This is a genomic window from Streptomyces sp. NPDC048172 (assembly GCF_043202595.1).
Taxonomy (GTDB): Bacteria; Actinomycetota; Actinomycetes; order Streptomycetales; family Streptomycetaceae; genus Streptomyces.
In genome coordinates this window covers 741,999-755,734 of record NZ_JBIDAT010000004.1, presented here as the reverse complement: position 1 = coordinate 755,734, position 13,736 = coordinate 741,999, and the positions used below count along the sequence as shown (strand labels likewise).

Annotated in this window: 13 protein-coding genes; 6 read left to right on the top strand and 7 right to left on the bottom strand. The window is 72.9% G+C overall.

Features of this window, described 5'->3' with window-relative positions; genetic code table 11:
- Positions 1-66: 66 nt before the first annotated feature.
- Both ACGF3A_RS21085 and ACGF3A_RS21080 read right to left on the bottom strand, forming a co-directional pair.
- The gene (locus tag ACGF3A_RS21085) at positions 67-1,170 is read right to left on the bottom strand and encodes a PDR/VanB family oxidoreductase (protein WP_393731737.1); all 1,104 of its coding nucleotides are present in this window, start codon (positions 1,168-1,170) and stop codon (positions 67-69) included.
- Positions 1,167-2,042 carry a metal-dependent hydrolase gene (locus ACGF3A_RS21080; protein WP_393731736.1) on the bottom strand — a complete coding sequence of 292 codons (876 nt, stop codon included), beginning with the start codon at positions 2,040-2,042 and terminating at the stop codon, positions 1,167-1,169. Before ACGF3A_RS21080 ends, ACGF3A_RS21085 begins: the two co-directional genes overlap by 4 nt.
- 139 nt (positions 2,043-2,181) lie before the next feature.
- Between ACGF3A_RS21080 and ACGF3A_RS21075 the strand changes: the two genes are divergently transcribed.
- Complete coding sequence (locus ACGF3A_RS21075; RefSeq protein WP_393731735.1) at positions 2,182-3,282, top strand: hypothetical protein; 1,101 nt, start codon at positions 2,182-2,184, stop codon at positions 3,280-3,282.
- 31 nt (positions 3,283-3,313) lie between these two features.
- On the opposite strand, the gene ACGF3A_RS21070 is transcribed toward ACGF3A_RS21075, so the two are convergent.
- The 4 genes from ACGF3A_RS21070 to ACGF3A_RS21055 form a co-directional block, all read right to left on the bottom strand.
- Positions 3,314-4,402 carry a sensor histidine kinase gene (locus ACGF3A_RS21070; protein WP_393731914.1) on the bottom strand — a complete coding sequence of 363 codons (1,089 nt, stop codon included), beginning with the start codon at positions 4,400-4,402 and terminating at the stop codon, positions 3,314-3,316.
- Between the two features lie 124 nt (positions 4,403-4,526).
- Positions 4,527-7,646: an alpha-N-acetylglucosaminidase TIM-barrel domain-containing protein gene (locus ACGF3A_RS21065; RefSeq protein WP_393731734.1), complete on the bottom strand. Its 3,120-nt coding sequence runs from the start codon at positions 7,644-7,646 to the stop codon at positions 4,527-4,529.
- Positions 7,647-7,718: 72 nt separating this feature from the next.
- Positions 7,719-8,366, bottom strand: coding sequence for a LuxR C-terminal-related transcriptional regulator (locus ACGF3A_RS21060; protein WP_393731733.1), 648 nt, complete (start codon positions 8,364-8,366; stop codon positions 7,719-7,721).
- 122 nt (positions 8,367-8,488) lie between these two features.
- Positions 8,489-9,019 carry a GNAT family N-acetyltransferase gene (locus ACGF3A_RS21055; RefSeq protein WP_393731732.1) on the bottom strand — a complete coding sequence of 177 codons (531 nt, stop codon included), beginning with the start codon at positions 9,017-9,019 and terminating at the stop codon, positions 8,489-8,491.
- Between the two features lie 90 nt (positions 9,020-9,109).
- Between ACGF3A_RS21055 and ACGF3A_RS21050 the strand changes: the two genes are divergently transcribed.
- The 3 genes from ACGF3A_RS21050 to ACGF3A_RS21040 are packed head-to-tail and all read left to right on the top strand — an operon-like array spanning position 9,110 to position 10,894.
- A complete protein-coding gene (locus ACGF3A_RS21050; RefSeq protein WP_393731731.1) occupies positions 9,110-9,484 on the top strand; it encodes a MerR family transcriptional regulator in 375 nt (124 codons plus the stop codon).
- A gap of 49 nt (positions 9,485-9,533) precedes the next feature.
- Positions 9,534-10,091, top strand: a complete 558-nt coding sequence (locus ACGF3A_RS21045) for a GNAT family N-acetyltransferase (protein ID WP_393731730.1) — start codon at positions 9,534-9,536, stop codon at positions 10,089-10,091.
- Positions 10,088-10,894 (top strand): SAM-dependent methyltransferase, encoded by an 807-nt coding sequence (locus ACGF3A_RS21040; RefSeq protein ID WP_393731729.1) that lies wholly within the window; start codon positions 10,088-10,090, stop codon positions 10,892-10,894. Before ACGF3A_RS21045 ends, ACGF3A_RS21040 begins: the two co-directional genes overlap by 4 nt.
- Here ACGF3A_RS21040 and ACGF3A_RS21035 read toward each other — a convergent pair.
- Complete coding sequence (locus ACGF3A_RS21035; protein ID WP_393731728.1) at positions 10,843-11,514, bottom strand: nitroreductase/quinone reductase family protein; 672 nt, start codon at positions 11,512-11,514, stop codon at positions 10,843-10,845. The two genes, ACGF3A_RS21040 and ACGF3A_RS21035, sit on opposite strands and share 52 nt — an antisense overlap.
- A 50-nt stretch (positions 11,515-11,564) precedes the next feature.
- Here ACGF3A_RS21035 and ACGF3A_RS21030 point away from each other — a divergent pair, with 50 nt between their 5' ends.
- Both ACGF3A_RS21030 and ACGF3A_RS21025 read left to right on the top strand, forming a co-directional pair.
- A complete protein-coding gene (locus tag ACGF3A_RS21030; protein WP_393731727.1) occupies positions 11,565-12,155 on the top strand; it encodes a TetR/AcrR family transcriptional regulator in 591 nt (196 codons plus the stop codon).
- A 132-nt stretch (positions 12,156-12,287) separates the two neighbouring features.
- Positions 12,288-13,736 carry a carotenoid oxygenase family protein gene (locus tag ACGF3A_RS21025; RefSeq protein ID WP_393731726.1) on the top strand — a complete coding sequence of 483 codons (1,449 nt, stop codon included), beginning with the start codon at positions 12,288-12,290 and terminating at the stop codon, positions 13,734-13,736.

The following is a 13,736-nucleotide window of genomic DNA, read 5'->3' as shown; positions in this document are numbered from 1 at the left end:
GGGCGACACCCTAACGATCCGTACAAGTGTCCGTACAGCTGGCCGTGGGGCGTGCCGGTGCGCCGGTCAGAGGTCCAGGACCACGCGTTTCCCACGCGCACGCGAGACGCACAGCAGCATCGAGGTGTCCCGTTCCGCGTCGGTCAGCAGCTCGTCGCGGTGGTCGACCTCGCCCTCCAGCACGCCGGTCTGGCAGGTCCCGCAGAAGCCCTGCTCGCAGGAGTACGGGGTGTCCGGGTACGCGGCGCGTATCGCGGCCAGGGCCGGGGTGCCCGCCGGTACGGTCACCGTCCCGCCGCTGCGGCGCAGTTCGGCCTCGAACTCGCGGTCGTCGCCGGACGGGGACGGTGTACGGGCCGCGCTGAACCGTTCCAGGTGCACGCCCCCGCGCGGCGCGGGCAGCGCGGTGACCGCGTCCATCAGGGGCTCGGGCCCGCAGCAGTAGACCGCCGCCTCCGGCGGGATCCCGGCCAGCGCGCCCGCGAGGTCCGGGTGCCCGGCCTCGTCCTGCGGGACGACCGTGACGCGCCCGGCGCCGCCGTCCAGCCCGTCCAGCTCGGCCAACTCGTCCAGGAACGGCATCGAGGCCCGCGTCCGCCCGCCGTACAGCAGCCGCCAGGGCGTGCCCGCGGCCTCTGCGGCGCGCACCATCGGCAGGACGGGGGTGATGCCGATGCCGCCCGCGACGAAGAGGTACGCGGGGGCCTCGACGAGCGGGAAGCGGTTGCGGGGGCCGCGCACCTCGACCTGGACGCCCTCGCGCAGCACCTCGTGCACCTCGCGCGAGCCGCCGCGCGAGTCCTCGGTGAGCCGGGTGGCGATCGTGTACGTGTCGGCCTCGCCGGGGTCGCCGCAGAGCGAGTACTGCCGCACCAGGCCCGAGGGCAGGACGAGGTCGACGTGGGCGCCCGGCTGCCAGGAGGGGAGCGTCCCGGCGCCGCCGAGCCGCAGCCGTACGACGCCGTCGGCGGGCTCGGCGCGGTCCAGGACGGTCAGGACGCGGGCCCGGCTCGGGCCCGTGCGCCGCTGGCCCATCGTGCCGGAGACGGGCTCGTCCAGCGCGGGCAGCGGCCAGAGCGGGGAGCGCTCCACGCGCCGGGCCAGCGCGCGCTTGGCCGCCACGGCCGCGGCGCCGGAGGCGAGCAGGGCCATCGCCGTACGGGCCCTCATCGGGCCACCCCGTTCGCGCCCGGCGAGGCGGCGAGGTACGCCTCGGCCTGCGCGGTGCTGCACTCCTGCGAGGGGTGGTAGCTCGGGCCGAGGTACGTCGGGATCGAGCGGAGCATGGCGCCCGCCGAGGGCAGCACGCCCTCGCGCCCGGCACGCAAAAACTCCCGCCAGCTCGCCCTGCCGTCCAGCAGCGTCGGATCGTTCTCCATGAAGAAGCGGGCGCCGCGCTGCCAGAGGAAGACCAGCGCGCCGAAGGCGAGGGCCCAGGTGCGGGCCCGGCGCCGGTAGCCGCCGTCGAGGTGGAGGAAGAGGTCGTAGGCGACGGAGCGGTGCTCGACCTCCTCGGCGCCGTGCCAGCGCAGCAGGTCGAGCATGACCGGGTCGGCGCCGCGCGCGTCCAGCGCCTCCGCGTTGAGCACCCAGTCGCCGAGGAACGCCGTGTAGTGCTCGATGGCGGCGATGAACGCGACCCGCTCCAGCAGCCACCAGCGGCGCGCCTTGCCGGGCGGCAGCGTGCGGTCGCCGAGCAGCTTCTCGAAGAACCAGTCGACCTGCGCCGTGTACGGCGTGGGGTCCAGCCCGAGCCGCTTGAGCTGCGGCAGCACGTCGTCGTGGGCCTGGGAGTGCACGGCCTCCTGGCCGATGAAGCCGATGACGTCCCGGCGGAGCCGCTCGTCGCGGATGAGCGGCAGCGCCTGCTTGTAGACGTGCACGAACCAGCGCTCGCCCGCCGGGAGCAGCAGGTGCAGCACATTGATGGTGTGGGTGGTCGCCGGGTCGCCCGGCAGCCAGTGCAGCGGGGTGTCCGACCAGTCGAAGGCGACCTGCCGCGCCTTCAGCTCGGTCGTCGTGCGGGACGCCGTATTAGACATGGCGTCAATGTACTGGCGGGTACCGCCCGCGCAACAGGTGCCGTACGGGCCGTTGACGGAGCAAGTACCCCGCAGGACGTTCGCAGGGACGTCCTGAAACGGGAGGTCATGGGAGGTCCTACCTCAAGGGGGAGAAATCATGGCAGCTCGGTCAGCGGACCGTATTCTCGACGATCTCGTGCAGGGCAAGGGGCGGGGTGCGCCCCAGCGCAGGAAGCTGGTGGCCAACAAGGACCGCAACTGGCTGCTCGCGCTCATGCTGCACAGCTGCGCCAAGCACGCCGAGGGCGCGAAGCTCAGCGACCTGGAGAGCACGATCGTCGCGGCGTTCCGCAAGAACGGCTACACCGACCAGGAGATCAAGCAGCAGGGGCAGCTCGACGCGAAGGTGCCCAAGCAACTGCGCGACGAGATGTTCCCGCGCCGCTTCGCCCAGCTCGACGTCAAGCAGTCGTACACCATGAAGGACCTGGAGCGGGACGCGCCCGGCATCGTGAAGTCCGTGCTGGAGATGCCCACCGTCACCCACATCGACGTCCCCGCGATCCACGCGGGCACCGCGACCCTCGCCGACTTCCGGCTGCCGCCGCGCGCGCTCCTGGGCGACCACGCGTCCGGCATGACGGTCGCCCTGGAGCAGGACGCCGCCGCCGCGGCGCCCGCCTCCTCGCGGGTCACCATCAAGGCGACGTCGTTCAAGTGCATCGACCGGCAGACCGACAGCGTCTTCGGGCCCGCCAACGAGCCGTACTGGATCTTCGGTTCGCTCGGCGGCGGTACGGCCGTCACCACGCGCTCCCGGATCTTCGAGGACGTCGACAGCGGCGAGTCCCGCACCTTCTCCGCCACCGACGGCTGCATCTGGGGCCAGAACTGCGCGGCCCAGGCGCTCCCCGACGGCGAGGTCGGCTCGCTCGTCTCGCTCTGGGAGCACGACGAGGGCAACAGCGAGAAGATCCGCGCCGGGGTCGCGGTCGCCTTCGCGGCGGCGGCCGGCGTGCTGGCCGCCACCGGCGTCGCCGCCTGGATCGCGGCCGTCGTCGCCGGGGTCGGCGCGGCGATCGGCTGGCTGCTCGGCTTCCTGGACGACGACAACATCGCGGACCAGACGTTCGTCTTCTCCCGCGACGTGGTGCTCAAGCAGCTGCCCAACGTGGGCTCGTCGTTCAACGTCACCCGCCGCTTCACCGACGGCGACGGCGACTACACGCTCAACCTCCGCGTGGCCCGCGCCACCTGAGCCCGTACGGCCCCCGGGTCCTGCCGGTCCGTCAGCTGAGCTGCCGGTCCGGCAGGACCTCGGCGGGCAGCTCCAGCGTGATCATCGTGGGCCCGCCCTGCGGGCTGTTGACGGCGAGGATCCCGTCGAACTGGCCGAGGCGGCGCTCGATGCCCTGCATCCCGGTGCCCTTGTCGACCGAGGCGCCGCCCTTGCCGTCGTCCGTGATCACGGCCCGCAGCATGCCCCCCGACTCGAACGAGTAGGACACGTCGAGCCAGACGCGGCTGGCCCCCGAGTGCTTGGCGGCGTTCGTGAGGACCTCGCTCACCGCGAAGTACACGGCCGACTCCACCGGCTCCTCGAACCGGCCCGGCAGCGCGATGTCGTCCTCGACCGGGATCTGCATCCGCAGCGCCAGCGCGCGCAGCGCGTCCGGCAGGCCGCGCTCGGCGAGGACGGGCGGGTGGATGCCGCGCACCAGGTCGCGCAGCTCGGTCAGCGCCTCCGCCGAGTTCTCCCGGGCCTGCGCGATCAGCTCCTTCGCCTTCTCCGGGTTCTTCTCGACCAGCGCCTCGATGGTGCCCAGGCTCATGCCCATCGCGACGAGCCGGGCCTGCGCCCCGTCGTGCAGGTCCCGCTCGATGCGGCGCAGCTCGGCGGCCGAGGAGTCGACCGCGTCGTGCCGCGTCTCGTAGAGCTGCTCCACACGGCGCGCGAGCAGCATCTCGCGGGTGGGCTTCAGCATCGACTTGGTGATCTTCAGATTGACCGGAAGCAGCGGGGGGAGCAGGGCCGTGACGAACCCCGCCGTCATGTCCACCGGGGTCCACGCCAGGTCGCGCCAGGTCGCCGGGTCCTTGAGCAGCAGCAGGCACCGCTCGACGTGCCCGACGACACCGGCGCGCAGGTCCTTGGGCCACGGCCGGTACGGCTCCGGCACCGGCTGGCCCGTCCACCGGTCCACCAGGGCCCGCCGCCCGTTCGCGTATCCCCGCAGGCCCTGGAAGGCGAACGGGGTGGTGATCACGCCCACCCCGACGGGGATGAGCGCGAGCGAGACGACGGTCAGGACGAAGGCGAGGATGGAGAGGGGCAGGGAGACGACCGCCAGGACCGGGCCGCGGATCATCGCGAGCATCAGCTCGTGCGTCTGCGCGGCGACGGTGCGCTGTTGCTCCCCGGACGGTCCCTCTGCTGTGCTCATGCCTGCCCTCTCCCCCTCGGCCATCGGTCCCGGCTATCTTCTCCTGTCCCGGCCGGACTCACCCACCGGTGGAGGTCCGCCAGCCGTCGAATTCGGCCGTTCCCCGCGCCTGGCCTCCGCCGTTCGTCGCGGTCATGAAGAGACCCGCGTCCAGTCTGGCTGACGCGCCGGACGTCGTCACGGTTGCCACCGTGCGCCAGGTCGCCCCGTCGTCCGTGGACAGCTCGCCCGTGAACGAGTCGCCGCTCCGGGAGAGCCGCAGCGCGACCGGCGCCTTGACCCCGGTGATCCGCTTGTAGGTGTCCAGCGTGCCGTTGCCGTCGGTGTCGTAGGAGAGGACGACGCCGTTCGCCGGGGTCACCGCGAGGTTGATGAAGCCCTGCGCGGTCTTCGACGACAGGTCGTTACGGGCGATGATGCCCGCGCGGGCCCAGGGGCCCGTCGCGTCCTGCGCCGCGACCCTGACCGTGATCCGGCCGCCGTCGGGGAGCGCGCCCGGGCGGTAGACGGTGCCGAACTCGGCGGTGTTCTTCCACAGGTCGGCGCCCGCGCCGTTGATCGCCCAGCGGCCGCCGAGGTACCCGAAGACCGCGGCGTTGTTCGTGGCCGTCTTCACCTCGTCCGGCAGCGGGCCCGCGAGGAAGATCCGCCCGTCGCGGTCGGTCACCACCCGGTCCTCGCCCTCCGGCCCGTACCGCACCGCCAGCGTGAACGGCAGCGGCTCCAGCGGATCGGCCAGCTCGCGGTCCGGGGTGGTGTACCGCCAGCGGACCGTGGCGCGCTCGCCCGCGGCGACCGACGGCAGGCTCGTCGGGTCCTGCGGGTCCGCGCCCTCCAGGCCCTTCAGCGTGAAGTCGACCTCGCCGGTCGCGCGCAGCCCGTTCTCGTTGCGGAAGACGCCCTTGACGGTGACCGCGCCGCCCGGCGGGACCGCGGGCGGCTCGGCGCTCAGGTCCAGCGAGCCCTGGAACGGGGCCTTGGCGAGGGTGTCGTGCACCCGCTTGGCCACCGCGTACGCCTCGCCCGTCGGCCGCAGCGGATACTCCTTCGTCTCCTTCGTCCACGGCTCCTCGACCGCGTACCAGTCCCACTTCTTCGGGTCCCGGCCCGACGCGAGCGCGTCCTCCAGGTCGTCCAGGAACGCCTTCCACTGGGGGAGGTGGAAGTCCCCGATCAGGCCCTGCCAGTCGCGGTTGGCGTAGTTGGCCAGATGGCCGCCGTCCGCCGTCGCGCGGTCCGCCCAGGTGGTGACCAGCACGCGCGCGCTGCGCTCCAGCTTCGCGCGCTCCGCGTCCCCGGTCGCCATCCGCTTGGCGGCGTCGATCCACGGCCCGAGCAGGAACGCGGTGTGCGCGCCCGAGACCTCCTCGCTCAGCCCCATCAGCTTCAGCCACAGCGTGGCCAGCTTCTTGAACCGGTCCACCTCGCCCAGCTCGTACGCGGACTGGAGCTGCGGGATCAGCAGCCAGGAGCGGTTGGCGAGCGCCTGGCGGGCGGCGTCCGTCACGTCGTAGCGGTACGCGTCGCTGCCGCGCAGCCCCTCCGCGACCCCGACCAGGCCCGCGAGCGCCGCGTCGAAGCCCGGCAGGTCGAAGGCCGGGGTGTGCGTCGCGTAGTACGTGCCCGAGCGGGCCGTCAGGCTCGGCCGGGACGCGAACACGCTGTCGTGCGGGCGCCCGTCCGCGCTGCTGATCTCGTACGCGGTCTCGCGCAGCGCCCCCATCGCCTTGCGGGCCGACGCGTCCTCCCCGCCGTACCGCAGCTTCGCGTAGCCGTCGAACCACTCCTCGCGGTCCACGGCCTCCTCGCGCCAGGCCAGTTCGGAGAAGAGCTCGGCGGCGGCCGGGTCGCGGTGCGTGGCCTCCGGCATGTAGCAGGTCCCGACGAGCTTGCTGCCGCTCTTGTCGCGCCACTTGGTGAACCGCTCGGCCCACATGTGGGTCTTGGCGCCGATCGTCGTCCGTCCGCCGAAGTTCGGGATCGTGCCGAACGCGTACGACACCCCGCCCCAGTCCTTCTCGCGGTCGGTGACCCGCTCCAGGTCGGAGAGGCCGTCGACGATGAGCATCTTCTCCTTGTCGCGGATCGCGTCGAGGAGGTCCTTGCGCGGGTTCTCCTGCCAGCCGAGGATCACCCAGACCGCGCCGGGCCGCGCCTTCTGCAGCGCGGTCTCCACGGCGCGCGCCGCGTCGGGCACCGGCACGTCGCCGGGGTCGCCGCCCTCGTGCAGCAGGTCCATCTTGAAGCGGTCGATCTCGCCGAAGAGATCGGCCTGGTGCCTGTAGAAGGCGGCGGCGACCTTGCGGAAGACCGCCGTGCGCGGGTCCAGCCACGCCGGGCGCGGCAGCCCGTTCCAGGTGCCCTGCGGAATGGTGCGGCCGCCCGGGTTCCGCTTCGCGAAGTCCTCGGGGACGGTGCCGAAGTAGCCCGGCAGCACGGGCCGCATGCCCAGCTCGCGCATCCGGCCCATGATCTTCTTGCCGAGTTCGGTGCGCTTCGCGAGCAGCTCGGGGCTGACGGGGCCGCCGTACTCGGCCATGTTCTGCAGCAGCCACCACGGCTGGTGCGAGGGCTGCGGGATCCAGGCGCGGGCCTCCTTGTCGCTGTACCCGAAGCCCTTCAGCAGCCGGTGGTAGACGGCCTCCATGCCCGCCGTGACCAGCACCTCGTTGCAGCCGTGCGCGGCCAGGACGTCGAGGAAGCGCTCCCAGTGCGGCCAGTCCGCGTACGGCGCCGTGTAGCCGTCGTGCGTGTCGTTGAGCGCGAAGCGGTGCGGGACCGTCGCGCGCCGCCCGTGCGGTTCGCGGGGCGCCGGAAGGGTCCCCGGCAGGTCGAGCTGGCTGCCCGCCCAGGAGAGCTGCGCGTCGCAGCTGTACTTCAGGTACCAGTGCAGCCCGGTCAGCAGGGCCACGGGCCCCGTGCCCGCGATCCGGATCCGGCCCTCGCTCCCCGTCACCTTGAAGCGCTCGGGGCCGCCGGTCTCCTGGAGCGTGATCTGCTCGTGGTGCTCGGGGAGAAGCCGCCGCACGGCCTCCTGCGCGTGCGTGACCTTGCCCGCCGCCGTCGTTCTGTCCGCCGCCATGGCTGGGATGTACCCGCTCCCCAGCGCGATTCCCGCCCCGAGCGCCCCCGTCGTGCCGAGTACGGTGCGTCTGTTGACCTCGTGGTTCTCGTGCATGGAGTCCCCCCACTGTCGGAAGTGACCGAAGACACGTACGAGAGGGAACGCTAGCGGGGGGACGGGCCCGAGTCAGCCCTTGTCGAGGTAGGCCAGCACGGCCAGGACGCGGCGGTTGTCGTCGTCCGAGGGCGGCAGGCCCAGCTTCCCGAAGATGTTCGAGGTGTGCTTGGCGACGGCGCGCTCGGTCACGAAGAGCTGCGCCGCGATGGCCGCGTTCGACCTGCCCTGCGCCATCAGCTCCATGACCTCCTTCTCGCGCGAGGTCAGGTTCCCCATCGGCTTGTCCTGCGAACGGCGCGTCAGCAGCTGCTGGATGACCTGCGGGTCCATCGCCGTACCGCCCTCGGAGACGCGGCGCACGGCGTCGATGAACTGGTCGGCGTCGAAGACGCGGTCCTTGAGCAGATAGCCGACCCCGCCGTTGCCGTCGGCCAGCAGCTCGCGCGCGTACAGCTGCTCCACGTGCTGCGAGAGGACCAGCACCGGCAGCCCGGGGCGCTTCCGCCGTGCCTCCAGCGCGCACTGGAGGCCCTCGTCGCTGAAGGACGGGGGCAGCCGCACGTCCACGACCGCCACGTCCGGCTCCAGCTCGTCCAGGGCCCGGCTCAGCTCCGGTCCGTTGTCCACGGCCGCCGCGATCTCGAAGTCGAACGCCTCCAGCATCCGGACGAGTCCGTCTCGGAGCAGAAAGAGGTCTTCGGCGAGGACGACACGCACGGGGTCTCCCGATGGCTTGCTGGGCGGGCGGATGGGACGAGAACGCCGACGAATCTACCGCCAGCCGTCGCCCCGCCGCGCCCCACCACCGAAAAGCCCCCCTGACCCCGGGGCCCCGGGGCTCAGCCCCTGAGCAGCCCGCCCACCCACCAGTCGTGCGGCACGCCGTCGTTCCCGATCGCCCGCGCGCGCAGCGTCCCCTCGACGGTGAACCCGAGCCTCTCCGCGACCGCGCGCGAGCCGGTGTTGCCGACCATCGCCCACCACTCCATCCGGTGCACGTCGAGCGTCGCCCACCCCCAGTCGCACAGCGCCCGCCCGGCCTCGGCCGAGTACCCCCGCCCGCGCTGCTCCCGGACCGCCCAGTAGCCCAGCTCGTAGACGCCGCGGCTGACGACGAACAGGCAGTACGAGCCGACCAGGGCCCCGGTGTCCTTGCGGAACGCGCCGAACGTGTGGTTCTTGCCCGCGGCCCACTTCGCGGGCAGCTCCTCCGTGATCTCCCGCTCCGCGTCCGCCCGCCGGTAGGGGACCGGCACCGGGGTGTAGTACTGGATGTCCTCGTCCTGGCATGCCGCGTGCAGCGCGTCCACGTCCGCGGGCGCGAAGGGCCGCAGCACCAGACGCTCGGTCTCAAGAGTCACCGGATCCATGGCGGCAGTATGGGAACCGCGGGTCTGGAGGGACACCGAATATCCCGGGTACGCTGAACCCTCACATCCATGTCAGGTAAGGGGGGTGCCATGCGGATCGGGGAGCTCGCGGGGCGTACCGGGGTCAGCGTCCGGTCGTTGCGGTACTACGAGGAGCAGGGGCTGCTCGCCAGTTCCCGCAGCGCCAGCGGCCAGCGGCACTACACCGGCGGCGACGCCGAGCGGGTCGCGCTCATCCAGCGGCTCTACGCGGCGGGCCTGTCCAGCCGCACCATCGTCGGGCTGCTGCCCTGCGTCGACGCGCCCAGCGAGGAGAACTCCGACGCCTCGCTGCTGCGCATGGAGGAGGAGCGCGAGAGGCTCTCCCGGCACATCGCCGAGCTTCTGCACACCCGGGACACGCTCGACGGCGTCATCGCCAGCGCGCGGGCGTACCGGGAGGGGCAGGCGACGCAGCCCTGCTGAGACTGAAAACCCCTGGCCCGGGCGCGGCGGGGCGGGAGAGGATCCGCCGGTGACTCATGAGACGCGGGAACAGGGCGGCGGCAGGCAGGTGCGGTTCGTGCCGCTGACCAAGGAGGCGATGGAGTTCCTCCGCGACAGCGACACGGCGTCCGCCGGAGCCGTCGCCGGGGTGGAGCTGCCCGACTACTTCGTGACCGAGGGGGCGCTCTGGCTGTGGCGCTACCGCCTCGGCCAGATCGAGGAGGACGCCGCGCAGACGCCGTGGGTGATCCGCCAGGCCGTGGTCGGCGAGGACGGGAACGTCGTCGGGCACGCCGGGTTCCACGGCCCGCCGGACGCGGACGGCATGGTCGAGGTCGCCTACTCCGTCGTCCCCGCGTACCGCCGCCGGGGATACGCGCGGGCGATGCTGGCCGAGCTGCTGCGCCGCGCCGGCGCCGACCCCGCCGTACGGACCGTACGGGCCGCGATCAGCCCCGACAACGCGGGCTCCCTCGCGACGGTCGAGCCCTTCGGCTTCGTCCACACCGGCGAGCAGTGGGACGAGATCGACGGCCGGGAGCTGCTGTACGAACTGGAGCTGCGGAACGGGGAGGGCGCGGCGTGACGGGGCCGACGGGGCCGACGGGGCCGGAGGGCATCGACACCACCGTCGCGCACAACGCCCGCGTGTGGAACTACTGGCTGGGCGGTCAGGACCATTTCGAGGTCGACGCGCGGGTCGGCGCCCACGTCACCTCCATGTTCCCCGGCATCGCCGAAGTGGCCCGCGCCGACCGGGCGTTCCTGGGCCGCGCCGTGTCGCATCTCGCGGGGGAGGCAGGCGTACGGCAGTTCCTCGACGTCGGTACGGGCCTGCCCACCCGGGACAACACCCACCAGGTCGCCCAGCGCCTCGCGCCCGACGCGCGCGTCGTCTACGTCGACAACGACCCCACCGTCCTGCGGCACGCCCGCGCGCTGCTCGCCGGTGCGCCCGAGGGGGCGACGGCCTATCTCGACGCGGACGCGCGCGAGCCCGAGGCGATCCTGCGCGCCGCCGGGCGCACGCTGGACCTGGAGCGGCCGGTCGCGGTGCTGCTGCTCGGCGTCCTCAACTTCATCGGGGACACCGACGAGGCGGCCTCCATCGTCCGGCGGCTGACCGCGGCCGTGCCGTCCGGCAGCCACCTCGTGCTCACGCACCCCACCCTGGAGCTGGGCGGCGGCGCGAACGAGGAGGCCATGCGGTTCTGGAACGAGAACGCGACGCCCCCGATCACCCCGCGCCCCCGCGCCGAGGTCCTCCGCTTCCTCGACGGCCTGGAGCTGCTGGAGCCCGGCCTCGTCTCCTGCTCCCGCTGGCGCGCGGACGGGGATCACGGGGCCGGGGACGTGGCGCAGTTCGGGGCCGTGGCCCGCAAGCCGTAGCCGTCCCGTTCCCGCTTCAGGTGTACGTGGACGACGACCGGCTCCGCGCTCATCACCTGCACCATCACGGCGTTCAGCGCGCGCAGCGGATGGCGGCGGCTCAGCGCGCGCTGCCGCGCCCACGGGTCGTCGTCCGGCCGTACCTCGGCGTGTCCCTCGACCCACCGGAAGCGGAGGCCGACGCGGAGCCTGAGCCGTACGCGCGGGTCGTGCCGGATGTTGCGCACGTACCCGGCGCGTTCGCCGTGCTCGGCGACGATCCAGAAGTCGTCCCCCTGCCGCCCGTTGCCCACCGGCGTACGGCGCGGCCTGCCCGTCACCCGGCCGCGCGTCTCCAGCAGCGCGAGGCCGAGCGGCATCAGCCCGAGGTGCAGCAGGAGCCGCACGGGCGGGTTGATCACGTACTTCTGCAGCAGCCGCACCAGGGCCCGCTTCCCGCGCGGGCTGCGCAGCGTGAGCACCAGGTTCAGCGCCAGCGCGACGCACCCCCACACCGGCCAGGGCACGCCGTCCCGGGACTCGCCGGGTAACGCCCACTGCGCCCAGAGCAGCGCGGCGACGGCCGACGAGCCGATCAGCAAGGGGAGCCGGAGCCGCCCGCGGCCCTCGCGATCTCCCATACGAGTGTATTGTTGTCCCATACGTCCGTACGGTAGAGAAGGGCGGCGGGATGTCAAGGGCCGACGAGATCGCCGAGGTGCTCACGCGGATCGCCGCCGAGCGGGGGCTGGAGCACGTCAGCGTCCGCGAGGTGGCGGCGGCCGCCGGGGTCTCCATCGGCGCCGTCCAGCACCACTTCGCGACCAAGGACGAGATGCTCGCCTTCGCGTTCCGCCATGTCGTGGAGCGCACCGGGGCCCGGCTCGCGGCCTTCCGGCCCGGCCGCAGCCCCGAGCGCGACCTCGCCCGCGTCCTGCGCGAGCTGCTCCCGCTGGACGAGACCCGGCGCGCCGAGTGCCGGGTCTACGTCGCCTTCGCCGCCCGCGCCGCGCTCGACCCCGCCCTCGCCGCCATCCAGCGCGAGACCCAGGCCCAGCTCCTCGACGGCCTCACGGAGACCCTCCGCCGGGCGCGCGACGCGGGCCTCGGCGCGGGCCCCGGCACCGGCCGCGTGCCCCCGCTGGACCCGCGCACCGACGCCACGCTCCTCCTCGCGGTCGTGGACGGCCTCACCTTCGACGCCGTCGCCGAACCGGACCGCCTCCCCCCGCGCCGCCTCACCGCCCTCCTCGACCGCTACCTCAAGCGCCTGCTCCGCTAGCCCCGGGACCGGGTCCGGGAAGGCAAGGGTCGCGTCCCCTCCTCCTTGACGTTCCACGGTGGGAGGTGTGCCGTGGAGGGCACCGCCACAGTCCGCAGTGTCATGTCGATGACGGGGACACAGGAGGGCACCATGGGCACCGCACCGGACGAACGTCCCTTCGCCGCCGGATTCCGCAGCCTGACGGAAGAGACCGACCTCCCCGAGCTCAAGGTCGAGGGCGCCCTGCCCGGCTGGCTGCGCGGCAGCCTGCTGCGCAACGGGCCCGCGCTCTACGAGGCCGGGGACCGCTCGCTGCGGCACTGGTTCGACGGGCAGGCCATGGTGCACCGCTTCACGTTCGACGGTGCCCGCGGCCGGGTCGGCTACGCGAACCGGTTCCTCGACACGCCGAGCCACCGCGCCGTCGCCCAGGGCCGCATCTCCTACCCGGAGTTCGCGACCGACCCGTGCCGCTCGATCTTCGCCCGCGTCTTTACGCGCTTCACCCGCGAGCCCACGACGAACACCTGCGTCAGCCTCACGCGCTTCGGCGAACGCTTCGTCGCCCTGACCGAGACGCCGCTGCCCGTCGAGTTCGACCCCGCCACCCTGGAGACCCTGGGCGTCGTCGGCTACGAGGACGCGCTGAACGGCCAGGTGACCACCGCCCACCCCCACCAGGACCCGGACACCGGAGACCTGGTCAACTACGTCACCCGCTTCGGCGCGACCAGCGAGTACCGCGTCTACCGGCAGAAGATGGACGGCGGTACGGCGCGCGAGCTGATCGGCGTCCAGCGCGCCCGCCACCCCTCGTACATGCACAGCTTCGCGGTCACCCGGCGCTACGCCGTACTGACCGAATTCCCGCTGGTGGTCACGCCGTTGAGCATCATGCTCAGCGGACGGCCGTTCATCGAGAACTACCGCTGGGAGCCCGCGCGCGGCACGCGGATCACCGTCATGGACCTGCGGGACGGACGGCTGCGCGGGGTGTACGAGGGGCCCGCCTGCTTCGCCTTCCACCACATCAACGCCTTCGACGACGGCGACGACGTGGTCCTCGACCTCTGCGCGTACGAGGACGCCTCCGTCATCGACACGCTCTACCTCGACCGGGCGCGGACCTGCGGCGAGTTGCCGCTGTCCCGGCCGACCCGCTACCGGGTGGGCCTGAGCACCGGAAAGGTCGACGTGGAGCGGCTGACGCCGGAGGCGATGGAGCTGCCCCGGATCGCCTACGAGACGCGGAACGGCTCCTCGTACCGCTACGCGTACGGCGTCGGCGCGCGGGACGGCCGCCGCGACGACTTCCTCGACCAGCTGGTCAAGCTCGACGTCACCACGGGGGAGACGCACACCTGGTACGAGCAGGGCAGCTATCCGGGCGAGCCCGTCCTGGTGCGCGCGCCGGACGCCCCGGACGCCCCGGAAGGCGCCGAGGACGACGGGGTCGTGCTCTCCGTGGTGCTCGACCCGACGGCGCGGGCCTCGTACCTGCTCGTCCTCGACGCGCGCACGCTCACCGAACGGGCCCGCGCCCGGGTGCCCCACATGGTGCCGTTCGGCTTCCACGGCATCCATACGACCGACGCCTGA

Coding starts and splice junctions, on each gene's coding strand:
- ACGF3A_RS21085 (WP_393731737.1), bottom strand. CDS start 1,170: ATGAGGGCCCGTACGGCGATGGCCCTGCTCGCCTCCGGCGCCGCGGCC.
- ACGF3A_RS21080 (WP_393731736.1), bottom strand. CDS start 2,042: ATGTCTAATACGGCGTCCCGCACGACGACCGAGCTGAAGGCGCGGCAG.
- ACGF3A_RS21075 (WP_393731735.1), top strand. CDS start 2,182: ATGGCAGCTCGGTCAGCGGACCGTATTCTCGACGATCTCGTGCAGGGC.
- ACGF3A_RS21070 (WP_393731914.1), bottom strand. CDS start 4,402: ATGCTCGCGATGATCCGCGGCCCGGTCCTGGCGGTCGTCTCCCTGCCC.
- ACGF3A_RS21065 (WP_393731734.1), bottom strand. CDS start 7,646: ATGCACGAGAACCACGAGGTCAACAGACGCACCGTACTCGGCACGACG.
- ACGF3A_RS21055 (WP_393731732.1), bottom strand. CDS start 9,019: ATGGATCCGGTGACTCTTGAGACCGAGCGTCTGGTGCTGCGGCCCTTC.
- ACGF3A_RS21050 (WP_393731731.1), top strand. CDS start 9,110: ATGCGGATCGGGGAGCTCGCGGGGCGTACCGGGGTCAGCGTCCGGTCG.
- ACGF3A_RS21035 (WP_393731728.1), bottom strand. CDS start 11,514: ATGGGAGATCGCGAGGGCCGCGGGCGGCTCCGGCTCCCCTTGCTGATC.
- ACGF3A_RS21030 (WP_393731727.1), top strand. CDS start 11,565: ATGTCAAGGGCCGACGAGATCGCCGAGGTGCTCACGCGGATCGCCGCC.
- ACGF3A_RS21025 (WP_393731726.1), top strand. CDS start 12,288: ATGGGCACCGCACCGGACGAACGTCCCTTCGCCGCCGGATTCCGCAGC.